General features: G+C 33.0%; 24 protein-coding genes. 14 read left to right on the plus strand and 10 right to left on the minus strand.

Annotation, left to right across the window (positions count from 1 at the left end):
- Window positions 1-8: 8 nt before the first annotated feature.
- The 7 genes from JJQ98_RS04815 to JJQ98_RS04845 form a co-directional block, all read right to left on the minus strand.
- Window positions 9-875, minus strand: coding sequence for a polyprenyl synthetase family protein (locus JJQ98_RS04815; RefSeq protein WP_065830826.1), 867 nt, complete (start codon window positions 873-875; stop codon window positions 9-11).
- Window positions 844-1,932, minus strand: coding sequence for a DUF7488 domain-containing protein (locus JJQ98_RS04820; protein ID WP_151104627.1), 1,089 nt, complete (start codon window positions 1,930-1,932; stop codon window positions 844-846). The genes JJQ98_RS04815 and JJQ98_RS04820 overlap by 32 nt, the downstream gene beginning before the upstream one ends.
- A gap of 3 nt (window positions 1,933-1,935) precedes the next feature.
- Window positions 1,936-2,244, minus strand: coding sequence for a YbaB/EbfC family nucleoid-associated protein (locus JJQ98_RS04825; protein ID WP_005020945.1), 309 nt, complete (start codon window positions 2,242-2,244; stop codon window positions 1,936-1,938).
- Window positions 2,237-2,605: an aspartate 1-decarboxylase gene (gene panD, locus JJQ98_RS04830; protein WP_005020947.1), complete on the minus strand. Its 369-nt coding sequence runs from the start codon at window positions 2,603-2,605 to the stop codon at window positions 2,237-2,239. The genes JJQ98_RS04825 and panD overlap by 8 nt, the downstream gene beginning before the upstream one ends.
- 146 nt (window positions 2,606-2,751) lie before the next feature.
- Window positions 2,752-4,446 carry an AAA domain-containing protein gene (locus JJQ98_RS04835; protein WP_345719233.1) on the minus strand — a complete coding sequence of 565 codons (1,695 nt, stop codon included), beginning with the start codon at window positions 4,444-4,446 and terminating at the stop codon, window positions 2,752-2,754.
- Window positions 4,406-5,521 carry a hydrogenase formation protein HypD gene (gene hypD, locus JJQ98_RS04840; protein ID WP_151104626.1) on the minus strand — a complete coding sequence of 372 codons (1,116 nt, stop codon included), beginning with the start codon at window positions 5,519-5,521 and terminating at the stop codon, window positions 4,406-4,408. The genes JJQ98_RS04835 and hypD overlap by 41 nt, the downstream gene beginning before the upstream one ends.
- A gap of 55 nt (window positions 5,522-5,576) precedes the next feature.
- Window positions 5,577-6,032, minus strand: a complete 456-nt coding sequence (locus JJQ98_RS04845; RefSeq protein ID WP_151104625.1) for a hypothetical protein — start codon at window positions 6,030-6,032, stop codon at window positions 5,577-5,579.
- A gap of 51 nt (window positions 6,033-6,083) precedes the next feature.
- On the opposite strand from JJQ98_RS04845, the gene truB reads away from it, so the two are divergent.
- From truB to JJQ98_RS04890, 9 genes are read left to right on the plus strand one after another with little or no spacing between them, the layout of a single operon-like run.
- Window positions 6,084-6,974: a tRNA pseudouridine(55) synthase TruB gene (truB, locus tag JJQ98_RS04850; protein WP_247596696.1), complete on the plus strand. Its 891-nt coding sequence runs from the start codon at window positions 6,084-6,086 to the stop codon at window positions 6,972-6,974.
- The gene (gene csrA, locus JJQ98_RS04855) at window positions 6,968-7,198 is read left to right on the plus strand and encodes a carbon storage regulator CsrA (RefSeq protein ID WP_005020955.1); all 231 of its coding nucleotides are present in this window, start codon (window positions 6,968-6,970) and stop codon (window positions 7,196-7,198) included. The genes truB and csrA overlap by 7 nt, the downstream gene beginning before the upstream one ends.
- On the plus strand, window positions 7,199-7,954 hold the full coding sequence (locus tag JJQ98_RS04860; protein WP_151104624.1) for a 4-(cytidine 5'-diphospho)-2-C-methyl-D-erythritol kinase: 756 nt from the start codon (window positions 7,199-7,201) through the stop codon (window positions 7,952-7,954). It begins immediately after the preceding gene.
- A gap of 1 nt (window position 7,955) precedes the next feature.
- Window positions 7,956-8,414 (plus strand): SsrA-binding protein SmpB, encoded by a 459-nt coding sequence (gene smpB / locus JJQ98_RS04865; protein WP_005020957.1) that lies wholly within the window; start codon window positions 7,956-7,958, stop codon window positions 8,412-8,414.
- A gap of 9 nt (window positions 8,415-8,423) precedes the next feature.
- Complete coding sequence (exbB, locus tag JJQ98_RS04870; protein WP_040499582.1) at window positions 8,424-8,906, plus strand: TonB-system energizer ExbB; 483 nt, start codon at window positions 8,424-8,426, stop codon at window positions 8,904-8,906.
- Window positions 8,906-9,295: a TonB system transport protein ExbD gene (gene exbD, locus JJQ98_RS04875; RefSeq protein ID WP_054197714.1), complete on the plus strand. Its 390-nt coding sequence runs from the start codon at window positions 8,906-8,908 to the stop codon at window positions 9,293-9,295. The genes exbB and exbD overlap by 1 nt, the downstream gene beginning before the upstream one ends.
- Window positions 9,295-9,480: a hypothetical protein gene (locus JJQ98_RS04880; protein WP_005020960.1), complete on the plus strand. Its 186-nt coding sequence runs from the start codon at window positions 9,295-9,297 to the stop codon at window positions 9,478-9,480. The genes exbD and JJQ98_RS04880 overlap by 1 nt, the downstream gene beginning before the upstream one ends.
- Before the next feature lies 1 nt (window position 9,481).
- The gene (locus tag JJQ98_RS04885) at window positions 9,482-12,070 is read left to right on the plus strand and encodes a synaptonemal complex protein 1 (protein ID WP_151104623.1); all 2,589 of its coding nucleotides are present in this window, start codon (window positions 9,482-9,484) and stop codon (window positions 12,068-12,070) included.
- Window positions 12,070-12,807, plus strand: a complete 738-nt coding sequence (locus tag JJQ98_RS04890) for an OmpA family protein (RefSeq protein ID WP_151104622.1) — start codon at window positions 12,070-12,072, stop codon at window positions 12,805-12,807. The genes JJQ98_RS04885 and JJQ98_RS04890 overlap by 1 nt, the downstream gene beginning before the upstream one ends.
- Here JJQ98_RS04890 and ung read toward each other — a convergent pair.
- From ung to JJQ98_RS04905, 3 genes are read right to left on the minus strand one after another with little or no spacing between them, the layout of a single operon-like run.
- On the minus strand, window positions 12,804-13,499 hold the full coding sequence (gene ung / locus JJQ98_RS04895) for a uracil-DNA glycosylase (protein ID WP_054197716.1): 696 nt from the start codon (window positions 13,497-13,499) through the stop codon (window positions 12,804-12,806). The two genes, JJQ98_RS04890 and ung, sit on opposite strands and share 4 nt — an antisense overlap.
- On the minus strand, window positions 13,499-13,789 hold the full coding sequence (gene gatC / locus JJQ98_RS04900; protein WP_151104621.1) for an Asp-tRNA(Asn)/Glu-tRNA(Gln) amidotransferase subunit GatC: 291 nt from the start codon (window positions 13,787-13,789) through the stop codon (window positions 13,499-13,501). The genes ung and gatC overlap by 1 nt, the downstream gene beginning before the upstream one ends.
- A complete protein-coding gene (locus tag JJQ98_RS04905) occupies window positions 13,786-14,433 on the minus strand; it encodes a TetR/AcrR family transcriptional regulator (protein ID WP_151104620.1) in 648 nt (215 codons plus the stop codon). Before JJQ98_RS04905 ends, gatC begins: the two co-directional genes overlap by 4 nt.
- A 149-nt stretch (window positions 14,434-14,582) precedes the next feature.
- Here JJQ98_RS04905 and JJQ98_RS04910 point away from each other — a divergent pair, with 149 nt between their 5' ends.
- The 5 genes from JJQ98_RS04910 to folP are packed head-to-tail and all read left to right on the plus strand — an operon-like array spanning window position 14,583 to window position 18,609.
- A complete protein-coding gene (locus JJQ98_RS04910; RefSeq protein WP_005020967.1) occupies window positions 14,583-15,056 on the plus strand; it encodes an RNA pyrophosphohydrolase in 474 nt (157 codons plus the stop codon).
- Entirely contained in the window at window positions 15,056-16,261 is a 1,206-nt protein-coding gene (locus JJQ98_RS04915) for an aspartate kinase (protein WP_005020969.1), read from the plus strand. Before JJQ98_RS04910 ends, JJQ98_RS04915 begins: the two co-directional genes overlap by 1 nt.
- On the plus strand, window positions 16,261-16,806 hold the full coding sequence (locus tag JJQ98_RS04920; protein WP_005020970.1) for a HobA family DNA replication regulator: 546 nt from the start codon (window positions 16,261-16,263) through the stop codon (window positions 16,804-16,806). The genes JJQ98_RS04915 and JJQ98_RS04920 overlap by 1 nt, the downstream gene beginning before the upstream one ends.
- A gap of 1 nt (window position 16,807) precedes the next feature.
- Window positions 16,808-17,449, plus strand: coding sequence for a DNA polymerase III subunit delta' (locus tag JJQ98_RS04925; RefSeq protein WP_151104619.1), 642 nt, complete (start codon window positions 16,808-16,810; stop codon window positions 17,447-17,449).
- 29 nt (window positions 17,450-17,478) lie between these two features.
- Complete coding sequence (gene folP / locus JJQ98_RS04930) at window positions 17,479-18,609, plus strand: dihydropteroate synthase (RefSeq protein WP_151104618.1); 1,131 nt, start codon at window positions 17,479-17,481, stop codon at window positions 18,607-18,609.
- Window position 18,610 lies beyond the last annotated feature (1 nt).

Here is an 18,610-nt window from a genome sequence, read left to right on the forward strand (position 1 = left end):
GGATTGCCTTAGAAAGTGAAATATTTACTCAAAAGAATTTCTAAATTTCGTTGAGCTTTTGGGGTTAGGGAATGGAGCTGTTTTTGGATGGAAATTTGAAGTTTTTTGGCTTCAATTTGAGCGGATTTTAGACCCAAAAGATTAACATAACTATTTTTTTGCAAATCATTGTGTGTAGTTTTCCCTGCTTCTTTGGAGCTTTGTGTGGCATCAATAATATCATCACGAATTTGGAAAAATAGTCCCAAATCCAATCCTATTTTATAAAGTGTTTTACAAGTTGTTTTATCGCATTTAGCAATAATACCGCCCATTTGCAAGGAAGCGGCAATAAGTTTGGCGGTTTTGTTTAAATGGATTGTGCGTAAATCTTTTAGGGGTAAAGTTTGTTTTTCAAAATAGCAATCTAAAGCTTGCCCTAAAACCATTCCATAAATTCCGCCATTATAGCTTAGAAGCTTAATGAGTTTGTTTTTGATTTTTGGTTTAAGTTTGGAAGTGGCAATACAATAAAAACTATGTGTATTTAAAGCATCTCCAATCAAAATTGCTCCACATTCATCGTATTTGCAATGTAATGTTTGCGCTCCTCTTCTTAAGTCCGCATTATCCATCGCAGGAAGATCATCATGGATTAGTGAGTAGGTGTGTAAAATCTCTAATGCAAGTGCGCTAGAAAATGCTTTTTGAATAGATTTTGGCTTGTAAGCATCAACTATGCTTAAAAGTAATTTTGGACGGAATCGTTTCCCGCCATTTTCAACCATTTCCCATAAGGCTTTTTCAAAATAAGGATGAAAACTAGGCACTTTTGGTGCTTGTGAAATGAGGTAGGTTTCAAATTCACCAAAAATAGATTGTAGGTTTTTCCTCATTGCTTGCCTTTTGTTGATTTACTTCAATGAAAAATTGAAAATCTTTGCGTGAAATTAACCATTTTTGTCGCATATTAGTATAATCCCCCAAAAAGCGGATAATAGCATTATATCCGTAGGGGACATTATTTTGGTTGATTTTTAAAACTTTATCGCCAACTTGCAATAATTCAAAGCCATTTTTGGCATTAGGAGAGACAGAAGTAATGGTAAAATCATCAGAGATTTCAATTCCTATACGCCATAAAAAATCCTCTTTTAATAGCATTCCCCCATGTCTTTTATCAACCTTTACAGAAATATTATGAATAATTCCATCGCGTTGTATTCTAACTGGAATGGTAGAGCCTTCTTTTAAATCAAATACTACGCGGTTAAATTGACTGACATTAGGGATAGCTTCTCCATTAACCATCATTATAATATCGCCATATTTAAATGGATTGTTTTCAAAAAACGGATCAATGAGGCTAACTTCCACTTTATCTTCTTGATTTTGGATTACTCTAATGCCAATATCTCCGTAATAAATGGGATTGTTAATGAATCTATCCAGATATTTTTTGTCAATAAATTGATTATTGCCTATACCAATCCCATAGATGTGTTCGCAGATAGTGCTAATAAGACTATTTGGAAAGGTGGGTGTATTAAGAGAAGCAAAGTCAATAGGGCTTTGCATTTGATTTTTTATTTTCCCACTCACGCTTTTTGTGGGGGTAATACTTGCAATCTCATCTTCTAGCATTTTGCTATCAATTTGTTTTAGAGTTATAGGGGTGAGGTTGGTTTTTGATTCTAATAAATACATACCCACAAAGGGATCATGTTTGAGGATTTTATAGCCCTTTGGGGGATTTTTGGGAGAATAAAAAAACAAAATACTTTTTGATGGGCTAGAATCTTTTTGTAAAGATTGTATGGCTATTCCATAGCTTTGCCCGATTTTTTCCATAGAAAGTGCGGCTTTATTTTGACAAGCAGTGAAATCATAAGCAAAAGTAGAAATTTCAATAAAGAAAAAAATAAAAAATATTCTAAGAATTTTGTGCTTCATTATCTAGCCTTTGAAGGGAAAATTGCCGATATTTCCAAGCATACCCATTGCCATATTTTTGCGATTAGTTTCCACACTTTTATAAACATCATTGATAGCACTTATTAGCAAAATTTGTAGAGATTCTTTGTCTTCTAGCAATGAATCGTCAATGCTAATATCGATGATTTCCCCTTCACCATTTGCACTTACATTGATTAAGCCTCCGCCACTTTTTGCACTAAAAGTTAGATTTTTATTTTCTTCTTGTGCATTTTTAAAATTTTCTTGTAATGTTTCTAGTGTTTTTGCTAAATCTTGCGGGTTAAACATTGCTTAAATCCTTTTTGATTTGAATAATTTTATTGTTTTCATCAACAAGCACTACTTTTGGTTCGTAATGCTTCAATTCTTCTTTGGAGAATTGTGCATAAGCCATAATGATAATTTTATCTCCAACTTGCACTTTTCTAGCAGCAGCACCATTGAGGCAAATATCGCCACTTTTGCCTTTGATGACATAAGTTGAAAATCGTTCGCCATTATTAATATTGACAATATCCACTTTTTGTCCCTCTAATAATCCTGCGGCTTCCATTAAGGCATCATCTATCGTGATAGAACCGACATAATTCAAGTTCGCATCGCTTACTCTTGCACGATGAATCTTGCTATAAAGCATTGTAAAATCCAAAATCACTTCCTATGGCATATTGATTTGTTAAATTAAAAAATTGTCTAATTTTAACACATTTTTATTAGTATGAATGCTTTTTGTTTTGATTTTTTTGTTTTTTGAGCTTTGGATAAAGAATTTTTGGAGTGTGTGAGGGGTATTTACTAAGTTTGGGATAAATAAAAGGGTTTGGAGATTTGAATAAGTGCACTTAGAAATTGTCCTTTTTGGTTTAGCCAATAATTTTTGTCACAAACAATAATAATTTCTTTTTTTGCACGAGAGAGAGCTACATTGAGGGCAAAAAGGGCTTGTGGATTTCTTGAATCATTGAGGTAATAATTGAGGGTTACAGGAGAGAAGATTACACAATCAAACTCTTGTCCTTGTGAAGAATGAATGGTAAAAACGCATTCTTCATTTCTTAAAGCAGGCATTTTTTGTAAAATTAATTTGCGTTGATTCACAAAAGGTGTGAGGATAGCGAAGTTTTTCTTTTCTTGTAAGAATCTTTTTGCAAGATAACAACAAGCATTTGCCTCATCAAGATTGGCATTATTTTCTTGTGAAGTGGTTTGTATAAAATGGCAAAAAAGATTAGTGTGATTGGGTAAGCCTTTGAGATTGTTTTTGTAAATATAAAAATCAAGCAATTTTGCAAGATTGTCTCCATATCTGTGCGTGTAGGTAAGTGTGTAAAATGGATAGTTTGGGGAGTTTATTTGTGTGGTTGGATTGGCTTTGAAAAAGTTAGTTTGGTGTCTGAAAAAAGATTCTAAAAATAAACTAGAATACTGCCAAAACTTAGAAATTTGCCATTTTGGGTTATTTGAATCTTGTTTATTTAATAAGCAAATAGGTTGAAGTTGTTTGTGGTCCCCTAAGAGAGTGATTGGCTTATTAAACATGCAAAGAGGAATAACTTTGATAAGTGGGCAGAAAGCAGCCTCATCAATAAAAAAATGAGCAAATGGGAGTTCATAAAGTTCATCTCGTCTAAGAAAAGTATCTAAGGTAGCAGCAATCAGTAGAGATTTTTGGATAGCTTTTTTGTAGTTTGGTTTGTTGTTTAGTAGGGGATCGCAATTTTGTGGGAATCTTTGGGCAAAGGTTTGGGTTGGTGTGCCAAGTCTTAAAATGCAAGAAGTATCAATGCCGATATTGTTTAAACTTTCAATAAGTGTGTTTAAAGATTGCTCTAATGCGTTATTTGTGGGGGCAAGTATGGCGACTTTGAGATTGGATTTGAGATAAAAGGCTAGGGCATGCAATAAAACCATTTTGGTTTTTCCACTCCCTGCAACTCCCCAAACATAGCAAAAACTTTTTGAAAAAATGCCCTCTAATGCTTCTAATTGTTCTTGATGGGGTGGGTTTTCTAAATCCTTTAATGCTTGTATATCAGGAGAGATTCTAGGAAGAGTGGTTGGGAAATGTAGAGGTTTAAGAGAGAGATAGAAATTCAAAATATTTTTAACAAGGAATTTTAAGTCCGAAAAAAGCCTAATTTCATTCTTTTTTTCAAAAAGTTGGTTTTTTAGTGATTCTTCTATTTCAAGGCTTAAGATTTTGTGTTTTTCATCATAAAAAGAAGTTTGGATAGAAAGGTTTTCAGAAATTGGAAATTCTTCATCCAAAAAACGCAAAACAAGCCCTTCAAGGCTAAATAGTTTGGAGTATAAAGTAAGTTGCAATCCAAAAATGGTTTTAGAAATGCTTTGAATTTTTATCTCATCATAACCTAGGTTATTTTCTACCAAATAATCATAATAATTTTGTGCGCTTTCTATCAAAAAATCATAAGAATCTTGTGTGAGGCTATTCAGGTTGAACCCCTTGGTATTTAAAATAAGCTGCACAGGCTCCCTCACTGCTTACCATACAGCTTCCTAATGGATTTTGGGGATTGCATGCTTTGCCAAAAAGTTTGCAGTCATAGGGTTTTTTATTGCCCTTTAAAATCTCTCCACACAAGCAATTTTTATGTTCTTCTTTGGGGATTCCACCAAGATAATCTTTGAAGATAATTCCAGCATCAAATTGACTAAATTCATCTTTTAATTTCAAAGAGGAGTGTGGAATCTCTCCAAGCCCACGCCAATAAAAACTATCATCTAAAGTAAAATATTGTTGTATTAATTTTTGTGCTTTGAGATTCCCATCATAGCTTACACTTCGTGCATATTGAGTTTCTACTTTTGGGGTTTTATTGATGATTTGGTGTAGGATTGAAAGTAGGCTTTCTCCAATATCTGTAGGTTCAAATCCGCAAATAACGATAGGAATTTGGTATTTTTGCACCAAAGATTCATAGATTTTAGAGCCAGTAATTACACTGACATGAGAGGGTGCTAAAAGAGCGTCAATTTGGCAATTTTTATCACCCAAAATTACCTCTAAAGGCGGTGGGACTAAAATATGGTTGATATGAAAAAAGACATTTTTTAAATCAAGCTCTATTACTTTTTGCAATAAAGCAGCTGTCATTGGGGTGGTTGTTTCAAATCCTATGGCAAAATAAACAATTTTTTTTGTTGGATTATTGTGTGCGATTTTTAGAATATCCAAAGGAGAATATACAAAGATAATTTCTAAGCCTTTTGCTCTTGCTTCTTGCAAACTTCCATAACTGCCGGGGACTTTTATCATATCCCCAAGTGTAACTAAAATAACATCTTTTTGGGAAGCGATTTTGTAGGCACAATCAATACGGCTTTTGGACATCACACATACAGGACAGCCCGGTCCATGCACAAATTCAATGTTGTTTGGGAGAAGTTGAGGGAGTGCGTATTTCATAATTGTATGTGTATGCCCTCCGCAAACTTCCATAATTTTTATGGGTTTTTTGAGTTTTTTGCTTAGAGTTTGGATTGCTAAAAAAGTTTCTTTGATTTTTTGTGGATTGCGATAAGTATCAATATATGGATTCATAAAGCCTCTTTTTGATTGTCTAAAATTTGGGAATTATGCCATTTTTTATTTTAAATTATTGCGTTTGAAGTGCTTTTTGGATTAAAAAATCAAAATGTTGGTCATACATAGGATTGAATAATGCAATGGGAATTTCATAGTATTGTTTGTAGAGTTTGTCGGTATTGTGGGTTAGAACTTGTATGTTTAATTCTAATAAATAGCGAGGGAGCATACTAAATGAAGAACGCGGAGAATAATCGCCTTGGCTTTCATTGTAAAAATGTGTGAAATAGTAGCGTATTTCTTGGATATTGGGGTTTGGATTTTGGTTAAAAAGGATTTTGAAGCGGTTTTCAAAGGTTTTAGGAAAATCTGTAGGAATAATGCTTGTATCTAATTCTTTGGCATAAGTGATTTTGGGATAAGGAATGCTTGGATTTGCTGGTGCTATGATTGGTGATTTGGAACAATTGGATATAAAAAATAAAATAAAACCTAAAATAAAAAATGTTAGAATCTTCTTTAGCATTAGTATCCTTTATGATTCTGCATTTTTTAGTGAAAATGCAATGGATTAAATTTGTATGGTGTTAAGGATTCTAACATAAAAATTTATGTTTTTAAAGGCGAGATTTTGAATCGTATTTTTGTGGCAAAAAAGCCTTTGTTTGTTTCATCTAATGGATATTTGGGGTTTTTAAAAAGAAGAGATAGAATTAAAAAGGCTGGTTTTAGCGGGATTTTAGATCCTTTTGCGTGTGGAACTTTGGTTGTAGCTTATGGGCAATATACTCGACTTTTCCCCTTTTTGCCTAAGAATCCAAAAGTCTATCAAGCCACACTTTGGTTGGGGTTGGAGAGCGATTCTTTGGATATTGAAAATGTTAAAAAGATACATCACATTCAAAGATTTTCAGAAGGATATTTGGAGGATTTGTTAAAAAAGTTTTGTGGTGAAATTTCTTTTGTTCCTCCAAAATATAGTGCCAAAAAGATTGATGGCAAAAAAGCTTATGAGCTTGCAAGAGCTGGGCAAAAAGTGCAGCTAAAAGAACAAACAATGGAGATTTTTAAGATCGAGTTTTTAAACTATTCTCATCCTTTTTTGAGTTTTAAAGTTTGGGTGAGTGAGGGTAGTTATATCCGCTCTTTGGGTGAATTGATTGCAAAAGAGTTGGGTTGTATGGGCGGGCTTAGTTATCTTGAGCGATTGAGTGAGGGGGGATTGGGTTATGAAAATGAAAAAAACTTGAATCCCTTAGAGATTTTAGGATTGCCAAAGATTCTTGTTGAAAAGAATCAAAGAAATATTTTAGAAGAAAAGGTCAAAAATGGCAAGAAAATTACACAAGAAGAATTAAAAATCCATAAAGATGGAAAATATATAGTGCAATTTGAAGATTTTTTTTCTATAATTTCAAAACAAGAACGAGAGATACAATATTTAGCAAATAGGATTCCTTTATGTTGATTTTATCAAGAAAAGAAAATGAAAGTGTTACAATCGGTGATGATATTACTATAAAGATTATTGGTATTGATAAGGGCAGTGTGAAAATTGGTTTTGAAGCACCGCCACATTTGCTGATTTTGAGGGAAGAGTTGAAGATGGCTATTTTGGAAGAGAATAGAAAATCTCTTTCGCACAAAGAGGATAATCTCAATCAGTTAGTTGGTGCAAAAAAGAAAATCTAAATGATAAAATCTTATGCAAAAATCAATATTTTTTTGAAAATTACAGGAAGAATGTTATTTGAAAATGTGAATTATCACACTCTTTTGTCGCGATTTATGCTGGTTAAAAGTTTGTTTGATGAAATAGAAATCACAGAGGGAAGCGGTGGATTTGAGGTTTATGGTGATTTTGATTGTCCTATGGAGAAAAATACGATATTTAGGGCTTTTATAGAAATTTTGCCTTTTTTGGATAAAGAGAAACAAAAATATCTTAGCAATCTTAAGGTTGAAGTAAAAAAGAGAATCCCAAGTGGTGGAGGGCTTGGCGGTGGAAGTTCAAATGCTGCAAGTTTTTTATTGTGGGTTAATAAGCAATTAGAATTAAAATGGGATTTTAAAAAAATGTGTGAAATAGGGCAGAAGGTTGGCAGTGATGTTCCATTTTTTTTAAGTGAATATGAAATAGCAGATGTAAGTGGGCGTGGAGAGAATATTCAGCAAAGCAAAGAAAAGTCTTTTGAAGTGCAAATTGTCCATCCAAAAATCCATTGCGATACAGCCAAAGTTTATCAAGCGTATGCAAAAGAATTTTATGCACCAACGCAGATGAATTGGTTTAGGTTTAGCAATGAGGCAATCCTTAAACAATCACCTTATGAAAATAATGATTTATTAAAACCTGTTTTGAAACTTTATCCAAGTTTGCTTGAATATCCCAAAAATGGATATTTTTTAAGCGGTAGTGGCAGCTGCTTTTGGAAAATTAGAGAGTAAAATGAAAATAATTGCAACTAACAAAAAAGCTTTGTATGATTTTTTTATTTTGGAAAAATATGAAGCAGGAATCGAGCTTGTAGGAAGTGAAGTGAAATCTATTCGTGCTGGAAGGGTGAATCTTAAAGATAGTTTTGTAAAAATTGTAAATGGAGAGGCTTTTTTGTTCCAAGCTCATATTTCGGTACTAGATACAACTAACCGCTATTATAAACCAGATGAAAAGCGTCCTAGAAAATTACTTTTGCATAGGAAAGAGATTGATAAGCTTTTTGGTAAGAGTCAAGTGGGAGGAATGAGCATTGTAGCATTGAAATTGTATTTTAATAAACGCAATAAGGCAAAATTGGAAATTGCTTTGGCAAAGGGCAAGAATCTACACGATAAGCGTGAATCTTTGAAAGAAAAAATACAAAATAGAGAAATCGCACAAACCTTAAAAGAATTTCAAAGAAGATAGGAGGTTATTTTGTTTGGTTTGTCTTTAAAAGAAATCGTAGAATATGGAGTTATAGGCATTTTGGTATTGATGAGTATTATTGCGTTGTGGGCTGTCTTTGAGAGATTGCTTTTTTATCGTTATATTAAACTTGTTTTGTATGATAACAAAACTGAATTAGAGATTGAGCTTTCTAAGAATCTAACCTTGATTGCTACAATTGGTTCTAATGCACCTTATGTGGGGCTTTTGGGGACTGTTTTTGGGATTATTATGACATTTGTGCAAATTGGGCAATCAGGAATGGTTGATACAACAAGTATTATGACAGGATTGGCATTGGCATTGCAAGCGACAGCGGGAGGGCTTTTGGTGGCGATTCCTTCTATTATTTTTTATAATCTTTTGATGCGTAAGAGTGAAGTTTTGGTGGCAAAATGGGAAATTTTACAAGAGAAAAAACAAAGCGGGAATTATAGCTTAAAAGAGCTAGAAGAAAACAAAGGCAGATAATGAAGCGTTTTAAAAGAATGGATACAATCAATATTGTTCCTTTTATTGATATTATGCTTGTTTTATTGGTGATTGTATTGACGAGTGCAACTTTTATTGCACAAGGTAAGATACCTATTTCTATCCCTCAAGCAGAGGGTTCAGAAAGTACAAAAGAAAATCTAAAAAGTGTTGAAATTACAATCAATGCCCAAGGGGAATATTTTTTGGATAAAACCCAAATGGATTTAGAAGGGATAAGAAATGCACTTTTGGAAATGCCAAAAGATACACCAATTTTGCTACGCGGAGATCAAAAAAGCTATTTTGAAAAATTTATCGCATTGATTGGTATTTTAAATTCTATTGAACGCGTAAATGTAGATATACAAGTGGAGCAGATGAGATAATGTTTAAAGAGAGCTATGATATATCAACAATTATTTCAGCAATTGTAACATTTTTGTTGATTTTGTTGGTGGTGCGGTTTATATTGTTTTTGGCAAATCGAAAAAAGACACAAATCCAAAAACCAGATTGGCTAGAAGGTGATGAGCGTTTTGAGATAAAAAAGGGGAGAAGAAAAGGAAAATAGAATGGAAAATATTTTGATTAATATAATTTTCACAATCATTATGCTTGGGCTAGCAGTATGGGATTTTGTGAGTTATGGGAAGCAAAAACATAGGGATTTTAAGTCAATTATTATGAGCACGGGGGTTTTGGGGACTTTTGTGGGGATTTTTGTGGGCTTACAAGATTTCAATGTCAATGAGATTGAAAAATCTGTCCCATTTTTGTTAGAAGGGCTTAAAACTGCGTTTTATACCTCTATTTTGGGAATGTCTTTGGCAATTATATTGGCAATTATTCAAAAGGGTAGAGCTGTTAAGAGTGATTTTGAAAATATGATGGATTATTTTTCATTGCAGGTTTCTAAGCTAGATGAATTAAACAAAATAAAAGATATTGTGGAATATGGCAAGAAAAATTTAGATTTTCAAAGAGAATATTATAATACACAAAAAGATAATTTCTCTAAAATTGAAAGCTATTTTCATTTGAGCAATCAAACACTCAAAGAGGCAATGCAACATTTAGCACAGGGAGCTTCTAAAGAGCTTATTAGTGCTTTAGAGGGGGTTATTAGAGATTTTAATAAACGCATTACAGATCAGTTTGGAGATAATTTCAAAGAGCTAAATGCCGCTGTTTCGCAAATGATTTTGTGGCAAAGCAATTACAAAGATTCTATTGTTCAATTAGATGAGAATTTGAAAAACACATTAAAAGTGTTTTGCATCACACAAGAAAGTTTAGAAATGATTGCAAAACGCAATGAGGAAGTGCTAGGAGTTTATAACGCACTTGCACACACTATTGAATCTTCGCGTATAGAAAATGAAAAATTATCTGGATTGCTTGCAGGATTTAAGGATATGCATAAGGATGCAAGTAGTGCTTTGGGGGCAGTGAATGAATTGACACAGGTTTTGCAAGAAGCCCATTTGCAAGCATTAAATCATACTCAAAATAATATGAGTGAGATTAGAGGATTTTTAACACAAACTTTACAAGAGCATAAAAGCACAACTAAAGAAGTGTTGGCGGAGAATCTCAAAGTGTTGGAAAATGACTATTTGAAGGCTAGTGAAAATTTACTTTCCCTTCAAAAGCAGTTTGAAGAATTTAATTCTCAATACCTCACACAAAACAAAGAAAATTTACAAAATGCCATAAGTGAATTTGAAGAGAGCAATATAGAGCTAAAAAATAGAAATTTAGAAATGATGGGGCAAACTCAAGAAAATATACAAAAGTATTTAGAGAGCATAAAACAAGATTATTTAAATTCTTTGAGTGCTTTAAAAGAGGTTCAACAAGAATCTTTATTGCTTATTGAAGAGCAAGCCAAACAAAGTAATCATATTTTGACGCAACATACAAACAATCTTGAAGTATCGCTAAAAGATGTGGGGGCAAATTTGGAAGAAATGAGTGCTAAAGTTGCTACAAATCTCACAAAAAATTCTGAAACATTAGAGCAGCATATGACAAATGCGGTTTTGAATTTTGATGCTTTGTTGGGTAATACTACAAAGACTTTGCAAGAAAATCTTCAAGAATCCAAAAATACTCTAGTGGCATTGTCAAAAGAGATTGAAGATGCAATGTCGGTGGTAACAAAAAGTTTGGATTCTCTTTTGAATGATACTGCTAATTCTTTGAGTAAAAGCACGCAAAATATCGAAGAATCTTTGGTTTTTGCTAATCAAACCATTAGCGATAGCTTCTCTCAAACAGCACAAGAAATCGGTAAAAGTGTCCATAATCTCTTAGAATATAACCAAAAAAATTCTCAAGAAATGCAAGAAATTATGAAAAAGAATGTTGCTACAATGGATGCAAATCTCACACAAATGACTCAAAATGTACAAAAATATTACCAAGAAATTCAAGATAAAATGCGTGCGAGTTTTGGGGAATCTTATAAAAATGCCATAGAATCATTTGGAGCTTATATCAAAAATTCTACTAACGCTTATCAAAATCAACTTGTTAAATTTTCGCAAAATAATCTTGAAGTGATTTTGAAAAATCATTCTCAATCTTTGGAAAGCCACGAAAAAATACATGCAAATTTACAGCAAACTTTAATGGGGATTGTAGAAAGCTTTAATGCAGAAAGCAAGCAAGTTATTGTGAGTGCTAAGAAGTTTTCACAAGAATTGTTGAGCGCTTCAGGAGAGCAGTTAAAGGAGCATTCATCAGAAGTGATTAAGCAATATAGTCAATTAGAGCTAAAAATTAAAGATTCTTTGCAAGAAATGGCGCAACATTATTTGGGTATGCTCTCAACGCTTACTCAACAAAGTATCGAATTGCCAAAGAATGTGAGTGTTGAATTGCTTAATGAGTTTAATAAATTGCAAAAGAATCTTGGAGAGGCTTTGGAGAAAACTTATTTTTCTTTAGAAAGTAGCCATAAGGGGATTGAAGAGATATTAAGAATTATTCAAAGCAATGTTTCTTCTTCACTCACACAGACTTCTAATCTCAATGAGAATCTTTGTAAATCCTTAGGCGAGCTTGATGGGGCATTGTCCAATATTACTTTAGGTTTTCGTCAAGATTATGAATGGTTTTTGAGGAGAATTAAGGAGCTTATGGGGGCTAGAAATTAATGACAAATAATCTTAATAAAGGCAGTGAGTGGATTAGCATTTCAGATATGATGGCAGGAGTAATGATGATATTTTTGCTCATTGCTGTTGTCTATATGGTGGTTATTAGCAAGGCAGAAAAGAGACTTGCCACTCAAAATGCTGAACTTTTAGAGCTGAATAAGCAAATGAGTGATATTGCAAAAACATACAAAAATTTACAAGCAGAACTTTATGGGGATTTGGTAGCAGAGTTTTCTGGCGATTTGGAAAAGTGGAATGCGGAAATTGATGAGGATAATACGGTGCGTTTTAGGGAGCCAGAAATTTTATTTGATCAAGGCAAAAAAGAAGTGAAATTAAGATTCAAGCAAATTTTAGATGATTTCTTTCCGCGTTATGTTAATATTTTGACACAACCAAAATACAAGGGCGATATTGAGGAAATTAGGATTGAAGGGCATACTTCTATGGAATGGCAAAATGCTAAGAGCTTGGAAGATAGGTATCTTGGAAACGCTGAATTATCGCAGGCTAGAGCATTAGAAGTATTAAAATATTGTTTTAATAATACTCAAATCAAAGAGGATAAACAATGGTTGATTGGTGTATTGCGTGCTAATGGATTGTCTTTTGCAAAGCCTCTTGAAAGTGTAGAATTATCTCGCAGGGTGGAATTTCGAGCGATTACTAAAAGCAATCAAAAGATTTTAGAGATTTTAGATGTCAATAAAGAAAAAAATGATAGAGGGTTTTAGTCAATTTGCCAATTAATAGGGCTTTTGTGAAGAGATTCTAAAATCGCGTTGGTTTGAGAGAAATGTCTGCACCCTAAAAATCCGCTTCTTGCCAAAGGTGAAGGGTGAGCAGCTTCCAAAATAAAATGCTTGCTAGAATCTATAAGATTTTTTTTGGCTTTTGCATAATTGCCCCAAAGTAAAAAAACGATTCCTTTTTTTTGATTGGAGATTGTTTTGATTACATTATCTGTAAAAGTCTGCCAACCAAAATTTTGGTGAGATGCGGGCTTGTTGTGTTCTACACTCAAAACGCTATTTAGCAACAATACGCCTTGTTTTGCCCATTGGCTTAAATCTCCATTTTGGCTTGGAGGGATTCCCAAATCGTTTGTGATTTCTTTATAGATATTTTTAAGCGAGGGAGGGAGTGGAATCCCTTTGGGAACACTAAAGGATAATCCCATAGCTTGATGTGGATTATGATAAGGATCTTGACCTAAGATGACTACTTTGAGTGTGTCAAAGGGAGTGAGATTAAAAGCATTGAAAGTCAAGTTTGCTGGAGGGTAAATGGTTTTGCCACTGCTTTTAGCAGCAATATAATTGCGTTTAATCTCCAAAAAGTAAGGTTTAAAAAATTCTTCTTTTAGGGCTTCTTTCCAAGATTCTTCTATTTTTAGTTTATCTAGTGAAATGCTAATGTCTTGCATTATTCAATAATCTTTGGAACGATAAAGAAATTTTCTTCACTATTTGGTGCATATTTTAGGGTATTTGAAGCAATTTCTGATTTGGATTGTGGAATATCTTCCCTCATAGGAAGTTTGGAGTTAATTGGATTAAAAGAAGCAGGAATATCCTCTAAATCTAATTTATTGATATTTTCTACAAAATGCACAATTTCGTTGAGATTGGCTTTTGTGGTTTCTAAGCTGTCTGGTTGGATTTCGATACTTGCAAGATTTTGTAGTTTCTTTAAAAGTTCATCATTGATATTCATTGTATTTCCTTATTATGATTTAAATAAAGTAGAAATATTTTAGTCGCCTTTTTTGCAATTTTGTCTATTTCTTCTTCATTAGGTGGGATATAGTTTGAATCTAAAAGAGAATCTAATAAATGATGGCTTATAAGAAGATCAACGCAGATTCTTGAAGTCTCTTGTATGTCATCAATATCGACTTTTTCTTTTTTAGCGTAAGTTTCAAGGTATTTACTAAAATAAAAAAGCGTTTTATCAATGCAAGATACTTTGAATGTATCAAGTAATTCAGAATTGTTATAACCTTCAATAAAAATCAAACGATTAAGCGCAATGGCATCTGGTGTAAAGATTTCATTAAGAAGTTTTTTGCCGATTAATATTATAAAATCTTCCAAACTTAATTCTAGGCTTTGTGCGTGGGTAAAGATTTTTTCTAAAGAGTAGAAAAAGTCTTGATTTTTTTGCTCAATTACCTCTTGAAAAAGATTTCTTTTGTTGCCAAAAATTTTATAAATAGTCGCCAAAGAACCTTTGGTTTCTTTCACTATCATTTGGAGATTGGTTTTTTCATAGCCATATTTTAGAAAAAATTGATAGGCAATCTCGAGTGTTTTTGAGTACTTTTCTTGATTTTTTTTGGATAGCTTTTCTAATTTCAAGAAATATTCCTTTGCCTTTTGATTTGGGATTAAAAAAATTTTATGTAGAATTTTATAAAAATTTGACTTAATATCAACTGCATTTAAAAAGTTTTGAATTATTATTTTAAAAATATTTTGGTTTGTAATTCTATTTTAGGAGTTGTTTGGTGAGAAAAGAAACAAAAACTTATCGACCCAATGTTGCAGCAATCATACTCTCTCCAAAATATCCATTGACTTGCGAGCTTTTTATAGCAAGCAGGGCGGATATAAAAAATGCGTGGCAATTTCCACAAGGTGGAATTGATAAAACTGAAACACCTAGGGAGGCATTATTTAGAGAACTAAAAGAGGAAATAGGGACAGACAAAGTGGATATTGTCGCAGAATATCCAGAATGGATTAGTTATGATTTTCCTTCCTCAGTAGTTAAAAGAATGTATCCTTATGATGGGCAGATACAAAAATATTTTTTAGTCCGCTTACAAGAAGATGGAGTGATTGATATTAATACAGAAGAGCCAGAGTTTGATAAGTATAAATTTGTAACATTTGAGGATTTATTTAATCATATTACATATTTCAAGAGACCTATTTATAGGCAAGTTTTGGAATATTTTAAAAAGAAAGGTTATTTGTAATGTTGATTGTTCAAAAATATGGTGGGACAAGTGTTGGTGATTGTCAAAGAATCCAAAATGTCGCTAAACGCGTAGTTGAGAGTAAAAAAAGAGGAAATAGTCTTGTAGTTGTAGTTTCTGCAATGAGTGGAGAAACAGATAAATTACTAGGCTATACGAAGTTTTTTTCAAGATTGCCTAAAGAGCGTGAAGTGGATATGGTGCTTAGTGCAGGTGAGAGAATCACTAGCGCCCTTTTGGCTATAGCATTAGAAGAGATGGGTTATAAGGCAATTTCTCTAAGCGGAAGAGGTGCTGGGATTGTCACAGATGAATTCCATACAAAAGCAAGAATTGAGGAGGTTGATACAGCACAATTAAATGAATTGCTTGCCAAAGATTATATTGTTGTGGTGGCAGGTTTTCAAGGTATTACACGAAATGGAGAAGTAACGACATTAGGGCGTGGCGGAAGTGATTTATCAGCAGTAGCTCTTGCAGGAGCATTGCAGGCGGATTTGTGTGAAATTTATACAGATGTTGATGGAGTTTATACAACAGATCCAAGGATTGAACCTAAAGCTAAAAAAATTGATAAAATTAGTTATGATGAAATGCTAGAACTTGCTTCAATGGGAGCGAAAGTTTTGCTTAATCGCTCTGTTGAGATGGCAAAAAAAATGAATGTAAATTTGGTTACAAGAAGTAGTTTTAATCATAACGAAGGAACATTAATTACAAAGGAAGAAGAAATTATGGAACACCCAATTGTTAGTGGAATTGCATTGGATAAAAATCAAGCAAGAGTAAGTATTTGCAATGTTGAAGATAGACCGGGGATTGCAGCGGAGATTTTTGGGGCATTGAGTGAAGCAAATATTAATGTTGATATGATAGTGCAAACAATCGGTAGAGATGGTAAAACAGATTTGGATTTTACAATTCCTGAAGTGGAGCTAGAAAGCACTAAGAGGGTTTTGAAAGCTTTTGAGGGCAGTGTGGAAAGCATCGAGTATGATTCAGATATTGCAAAAGTCTCTATTGTGGGTGTGGGTATGAAATCTCATAGTGGTGTAGCTGCAAAGGCATTCCAAGCTTTAGCAGAAGATAACATTAATATTATGATGATTAGCACAAGTGAGATTAAAATTTCTATGGTAATTCGCTTAAAATATGCAGAATTAGCAATCCGCACCTTGCATAGTGTGTATCAGCTTGATAAATAATGCAAGATATTGTAAGCTGGACTACACAAACATTAAGGCGTGATGAAAGTCGCCTAACTTGGCTTGAGGAAAGAAAATTTGAATGGATACCTTTAATTAAGCGGGTATTGCAAAGAATCTTCAATGGAGAAAGCCTTATTTTGGTGACAGATAAAGATAGAGAGTGGTTTTCAAATTATGTAATTTTTTCTATCAACAAGAGTAGCAATCGTCCTTATGTGCCAATTTTGGGGATTAATGCACTTTTTCCTCAAGTGGATAGAAACTGCAAAGATGAAATTGAAATTTCTTTGATTAATGATTATTTGGACAATATTTTTTCGCAAGGTTATTTTTTTTGGTATGTAGGCAAAAATGATGCATTGAGAGCAAAACTTGCATTGAGCCGTGAAGATTGTTTTTTGTGGATGTTTGATACAGAATTGCAAAATAGTTTTACTCTACAATCAGTAGATTCTTTGGTAGATATTAAGCTTATGCAAATGTATCGTATTTTTAATTTAACCATTGAAGCAGCTATGTTTGGACAAATTTCCTTGGAATAAAATGCAAAAATTAACAACACATATTTTATTAGTTAATAATCCTATTCAAGAGGCTAATGAGTATTATCAGCGTCAAAATCCTCAAAATTGTCGCATCTTTTGTGCTGAGGAATTAAACATTGAAATATCACGCGAGATTATCGATGAGAGTTATATTGCAGCAGATGGGGAAAAGATAATCTTAATAGCTGCAAATGCTTTTAATATTTATGCTCAAAATGCACTTCTAAAAATACTAGAAGAACCGCCCAAACAAGTTTATTTTATTCTTTTTGCAAAAATGAAATCTCAATTATTGCCAACCATACGCTCAAGAATGCCAATTTTTAACCACACTAATAAAGAAAAAATGCCTAATTTTCCATTGAATGTAGAGACATTATCTTTGAGGGAGATTTATCCTTTTTTGAAAGATAAAGCCAAAGATTATATTTCTAATGCAACTACTCTTAAAACAGAAATACAAAGTTTGTATTTGGATTCAATTAATGCAGGATTGCAATTTAATCAAGAAGAAATGCAAATGTTTGAAGAAGCGTTATTGTGGGCAGGTCAGCATGAGAAAGCTTATAATATTTTTTGTGTGTTGCTTTTGATGATTTCTAATAAGAAAAGGCAAAAAATGCAAGGAAATATTCAATAGATTTCATATCATAATTTGGTGGGTAATAGATGAAGATTTTTGTTAAAGCAATTCAAGATTCCACAAAGGAATTAAAGCAAATACAATGCGATGAGATGGGCTATAAAATTTTAAAAGATAAAACAAAAGTTTTTGGTTTTTATATTTATGGATTAAAAACTCCTGCTGCACAAATTTTAAAACAAGAATCTTTGGCGTGTGGAGGGGATTTTGCTTTGCCTAAAGATGCAATTTTGTATAAGCAAGAATCTTATAATGGGATTTTAATGGTTACAAAATCTCAAAGCAAAGCTTTATTAAAAAAGCTCAAAATACAGCCTTTTGGCTTGAAGGAAGTTGCAAAGAGCTTAGAAGAGCATTTGAATTTGGTGGATTTTCCAACGCAGATTATGGGAATTATCAATGCAACTCCAGATAGTTTCTATCAAGATTCAAGAAAAGATTCCAAAGAGGCACAAGAAAGAATTTTGGAGATGATTAAAGAGGGTATAGATATTATTGATATTGGTGGAGCTTCTACAAGACCCGGCAGTGCTTGGATAACAGAACAAGAAGAAATGAATAGAATAAAGCCTATTGTAGAATTTATCGCTGCTAATGAACTTTATCAAAAAGTAAAGTTTAGTATTGATACTTATACTCCAAAAGTTGCAAGGTATTGTTTGGAGAATGGTTTTGGAATGGTGAATGATATTACAGGATTTAGCAATCCTAAAATGCTTGAAGCGGTTTGTGGATATGATTGCGAATGTGTGGTAATGCATATGCAAGGTAATCCAAAAGAAATGCAAAAAAATCCTCAATATGAGAATCTGTTTTTGGAGATTGATAGTTTTTTCAAAGAGCGTATAGAGGCTTTGAGAAAGTGTAATATCCAAAAGATTATTCTTGATGTAGGAATTGGCTTTGGGAAAACATTAGAACATAATTGTGAGCTAATTAAGAATCTTAGACATTTTAAACATTTTGGAATGCCATTATTGGTGGGGGCTTCTCGTAAATCGATGATTGATAAGATTGTATCTACAAAAGTCGAAGAAAGATTGGCAGGAACTTTGGCGATTCATTTGGAAGCTTTAAAAAATGGAGCAAATATCATTCGATGCCACGATACTAAAGAGCATATACAAGCAACAAAAGTATGGGGAGCGTTGCAGTAAA

The sequence above is a fragment of the Helicobacter pullorum NCTC 12824 genome, from assembly GCF_017979475.1.
In the GTDB taxonomy this organism is placed as follows: Bacteria; Campylobacterota; Campylobacteria; order Campylobacterales; family Helicobacteraceae; genus Helicobacter_D; species Helicobacter_D pullorum.

Bases quoted from the DNA above. Each gene is read 5' to 3' on its own strand.
- JJQ98_RS04815 (WP_065830826.1), bottom strand. From the start codon at position 875: ATGAGGAAAAACCTACAATCTATTTTTGGTGAATTTGAAACCTACCTC.
- JJQ98_RS04820 (WP_151104627.1), bottom strand. From the start codon at position 1,932: ATGAAGCACAAAATTCTTAGAATATTTTTTATTTTTTTCTTTATTGAA.
- JJQ98_RS04825 (WP_005020945.1), bottom strand. From the start codon at position 2,244: ATGTTTAACCCGCAAGATTTAGCAAAAACACTAGAAACATTACAAGAA.
- hypD (WP_151104626.1), bottom strand. From the start codon at position 5,521: ATGAATCCATATATTGATACTTATCGCAATCCACAAAAAATCAAAGAA.
- JJQ98_RS04845 (WP_151104625.1), bottom strand. From the start codon at position 6,032: ATGCTAAAGAAGATTCTAACATTTTTTATTTTAGGTTTTATTTTATTT.
- csrA (WP_005020955.1), top strand. From the start codon at position 6,968: ATGTTGATTTTATCAAGAAAAGAAAATGAAAGTGTTACAATCGGTGAT.
- JJQ98_RS04860 (WP_151104624.1), top strand. From the start codon at position 7,199: ATGATAAAATCTTATGCAAAAATCAATATTTTTTTGAAAATTACAGGA.
- smpB (WP_005020957.1), top strand. From the start codon at position 7,956: ATGAAAATAATTGCAACTAACAAAAAAGCTTTGTATGATTTTTTTATT.
- exbD (WP_054197714.1), top strand. From the start codon at position 8,906: ATGAAGCGTTTTAAAAGAATGGATACAATCAATATTGTTCCTTTTATT.
- JJQ98_RS04880 (WP_005020960.1), top strand. From the start codon at position 9,295: ATGTTTAAAGAGAGCTATGATATATCAACAATTATTTCAGCAATTGTA.
- JJQ98_RS04885 (WP_151104623.1), top strand. From the start codon at position 9,482: ATGGAAAATATTTTGATTAATATAATTTTCACAATCATTATGCTTGGG.
- JJQ98_RS04890 (WP_151104622.1), top strand. From the start codon at position 12,070: ATGACAAATAATCTTAATAAAGGCAGTGAGTGGATTAGCATTTCAGAT.
- ung (WP_054197716.1), bottom strand. From the start codon at position 13,499: ATGCAAGACATTAGCATTTCACTAGATAAACTAAAAATAGAAGAATCT.
- gatC (WP_151104621.1), bottom strand. From the start codon at position 13,789: ATGAATATCAATGATGAACTTTTAAAGAAACTACAAAATCTTGCAAGT.
- JJQ98_RS04915 (WP_005020969.1), top strand. From the start codon at position 15,056: ATGTTGATTGTTCAAAAATATGGTGGGACAAGTGTTGGTGATTGTCAA.
- JJQ98_RS04920 (WP_005020970.1), top strand. From the start codon at position 16,261: ATGCAAGATATTGTAAGCTGGACTACACAAACATTAAGGCGTGATGAA.
- JJQ98_RS04925 (WP_151104619.1), top strand. From the start codon at position 16,808: ATGCAAAAATTAACAACACATATTTTATTAGTTAATAATCCTATTCAA.
- folP (WP_151104618.1), top strand. From the start codon at position 17,479: ATGAAGATTTTTGTTAAAGCAATTCAAGATTCCACAAAGGAATTAAAG.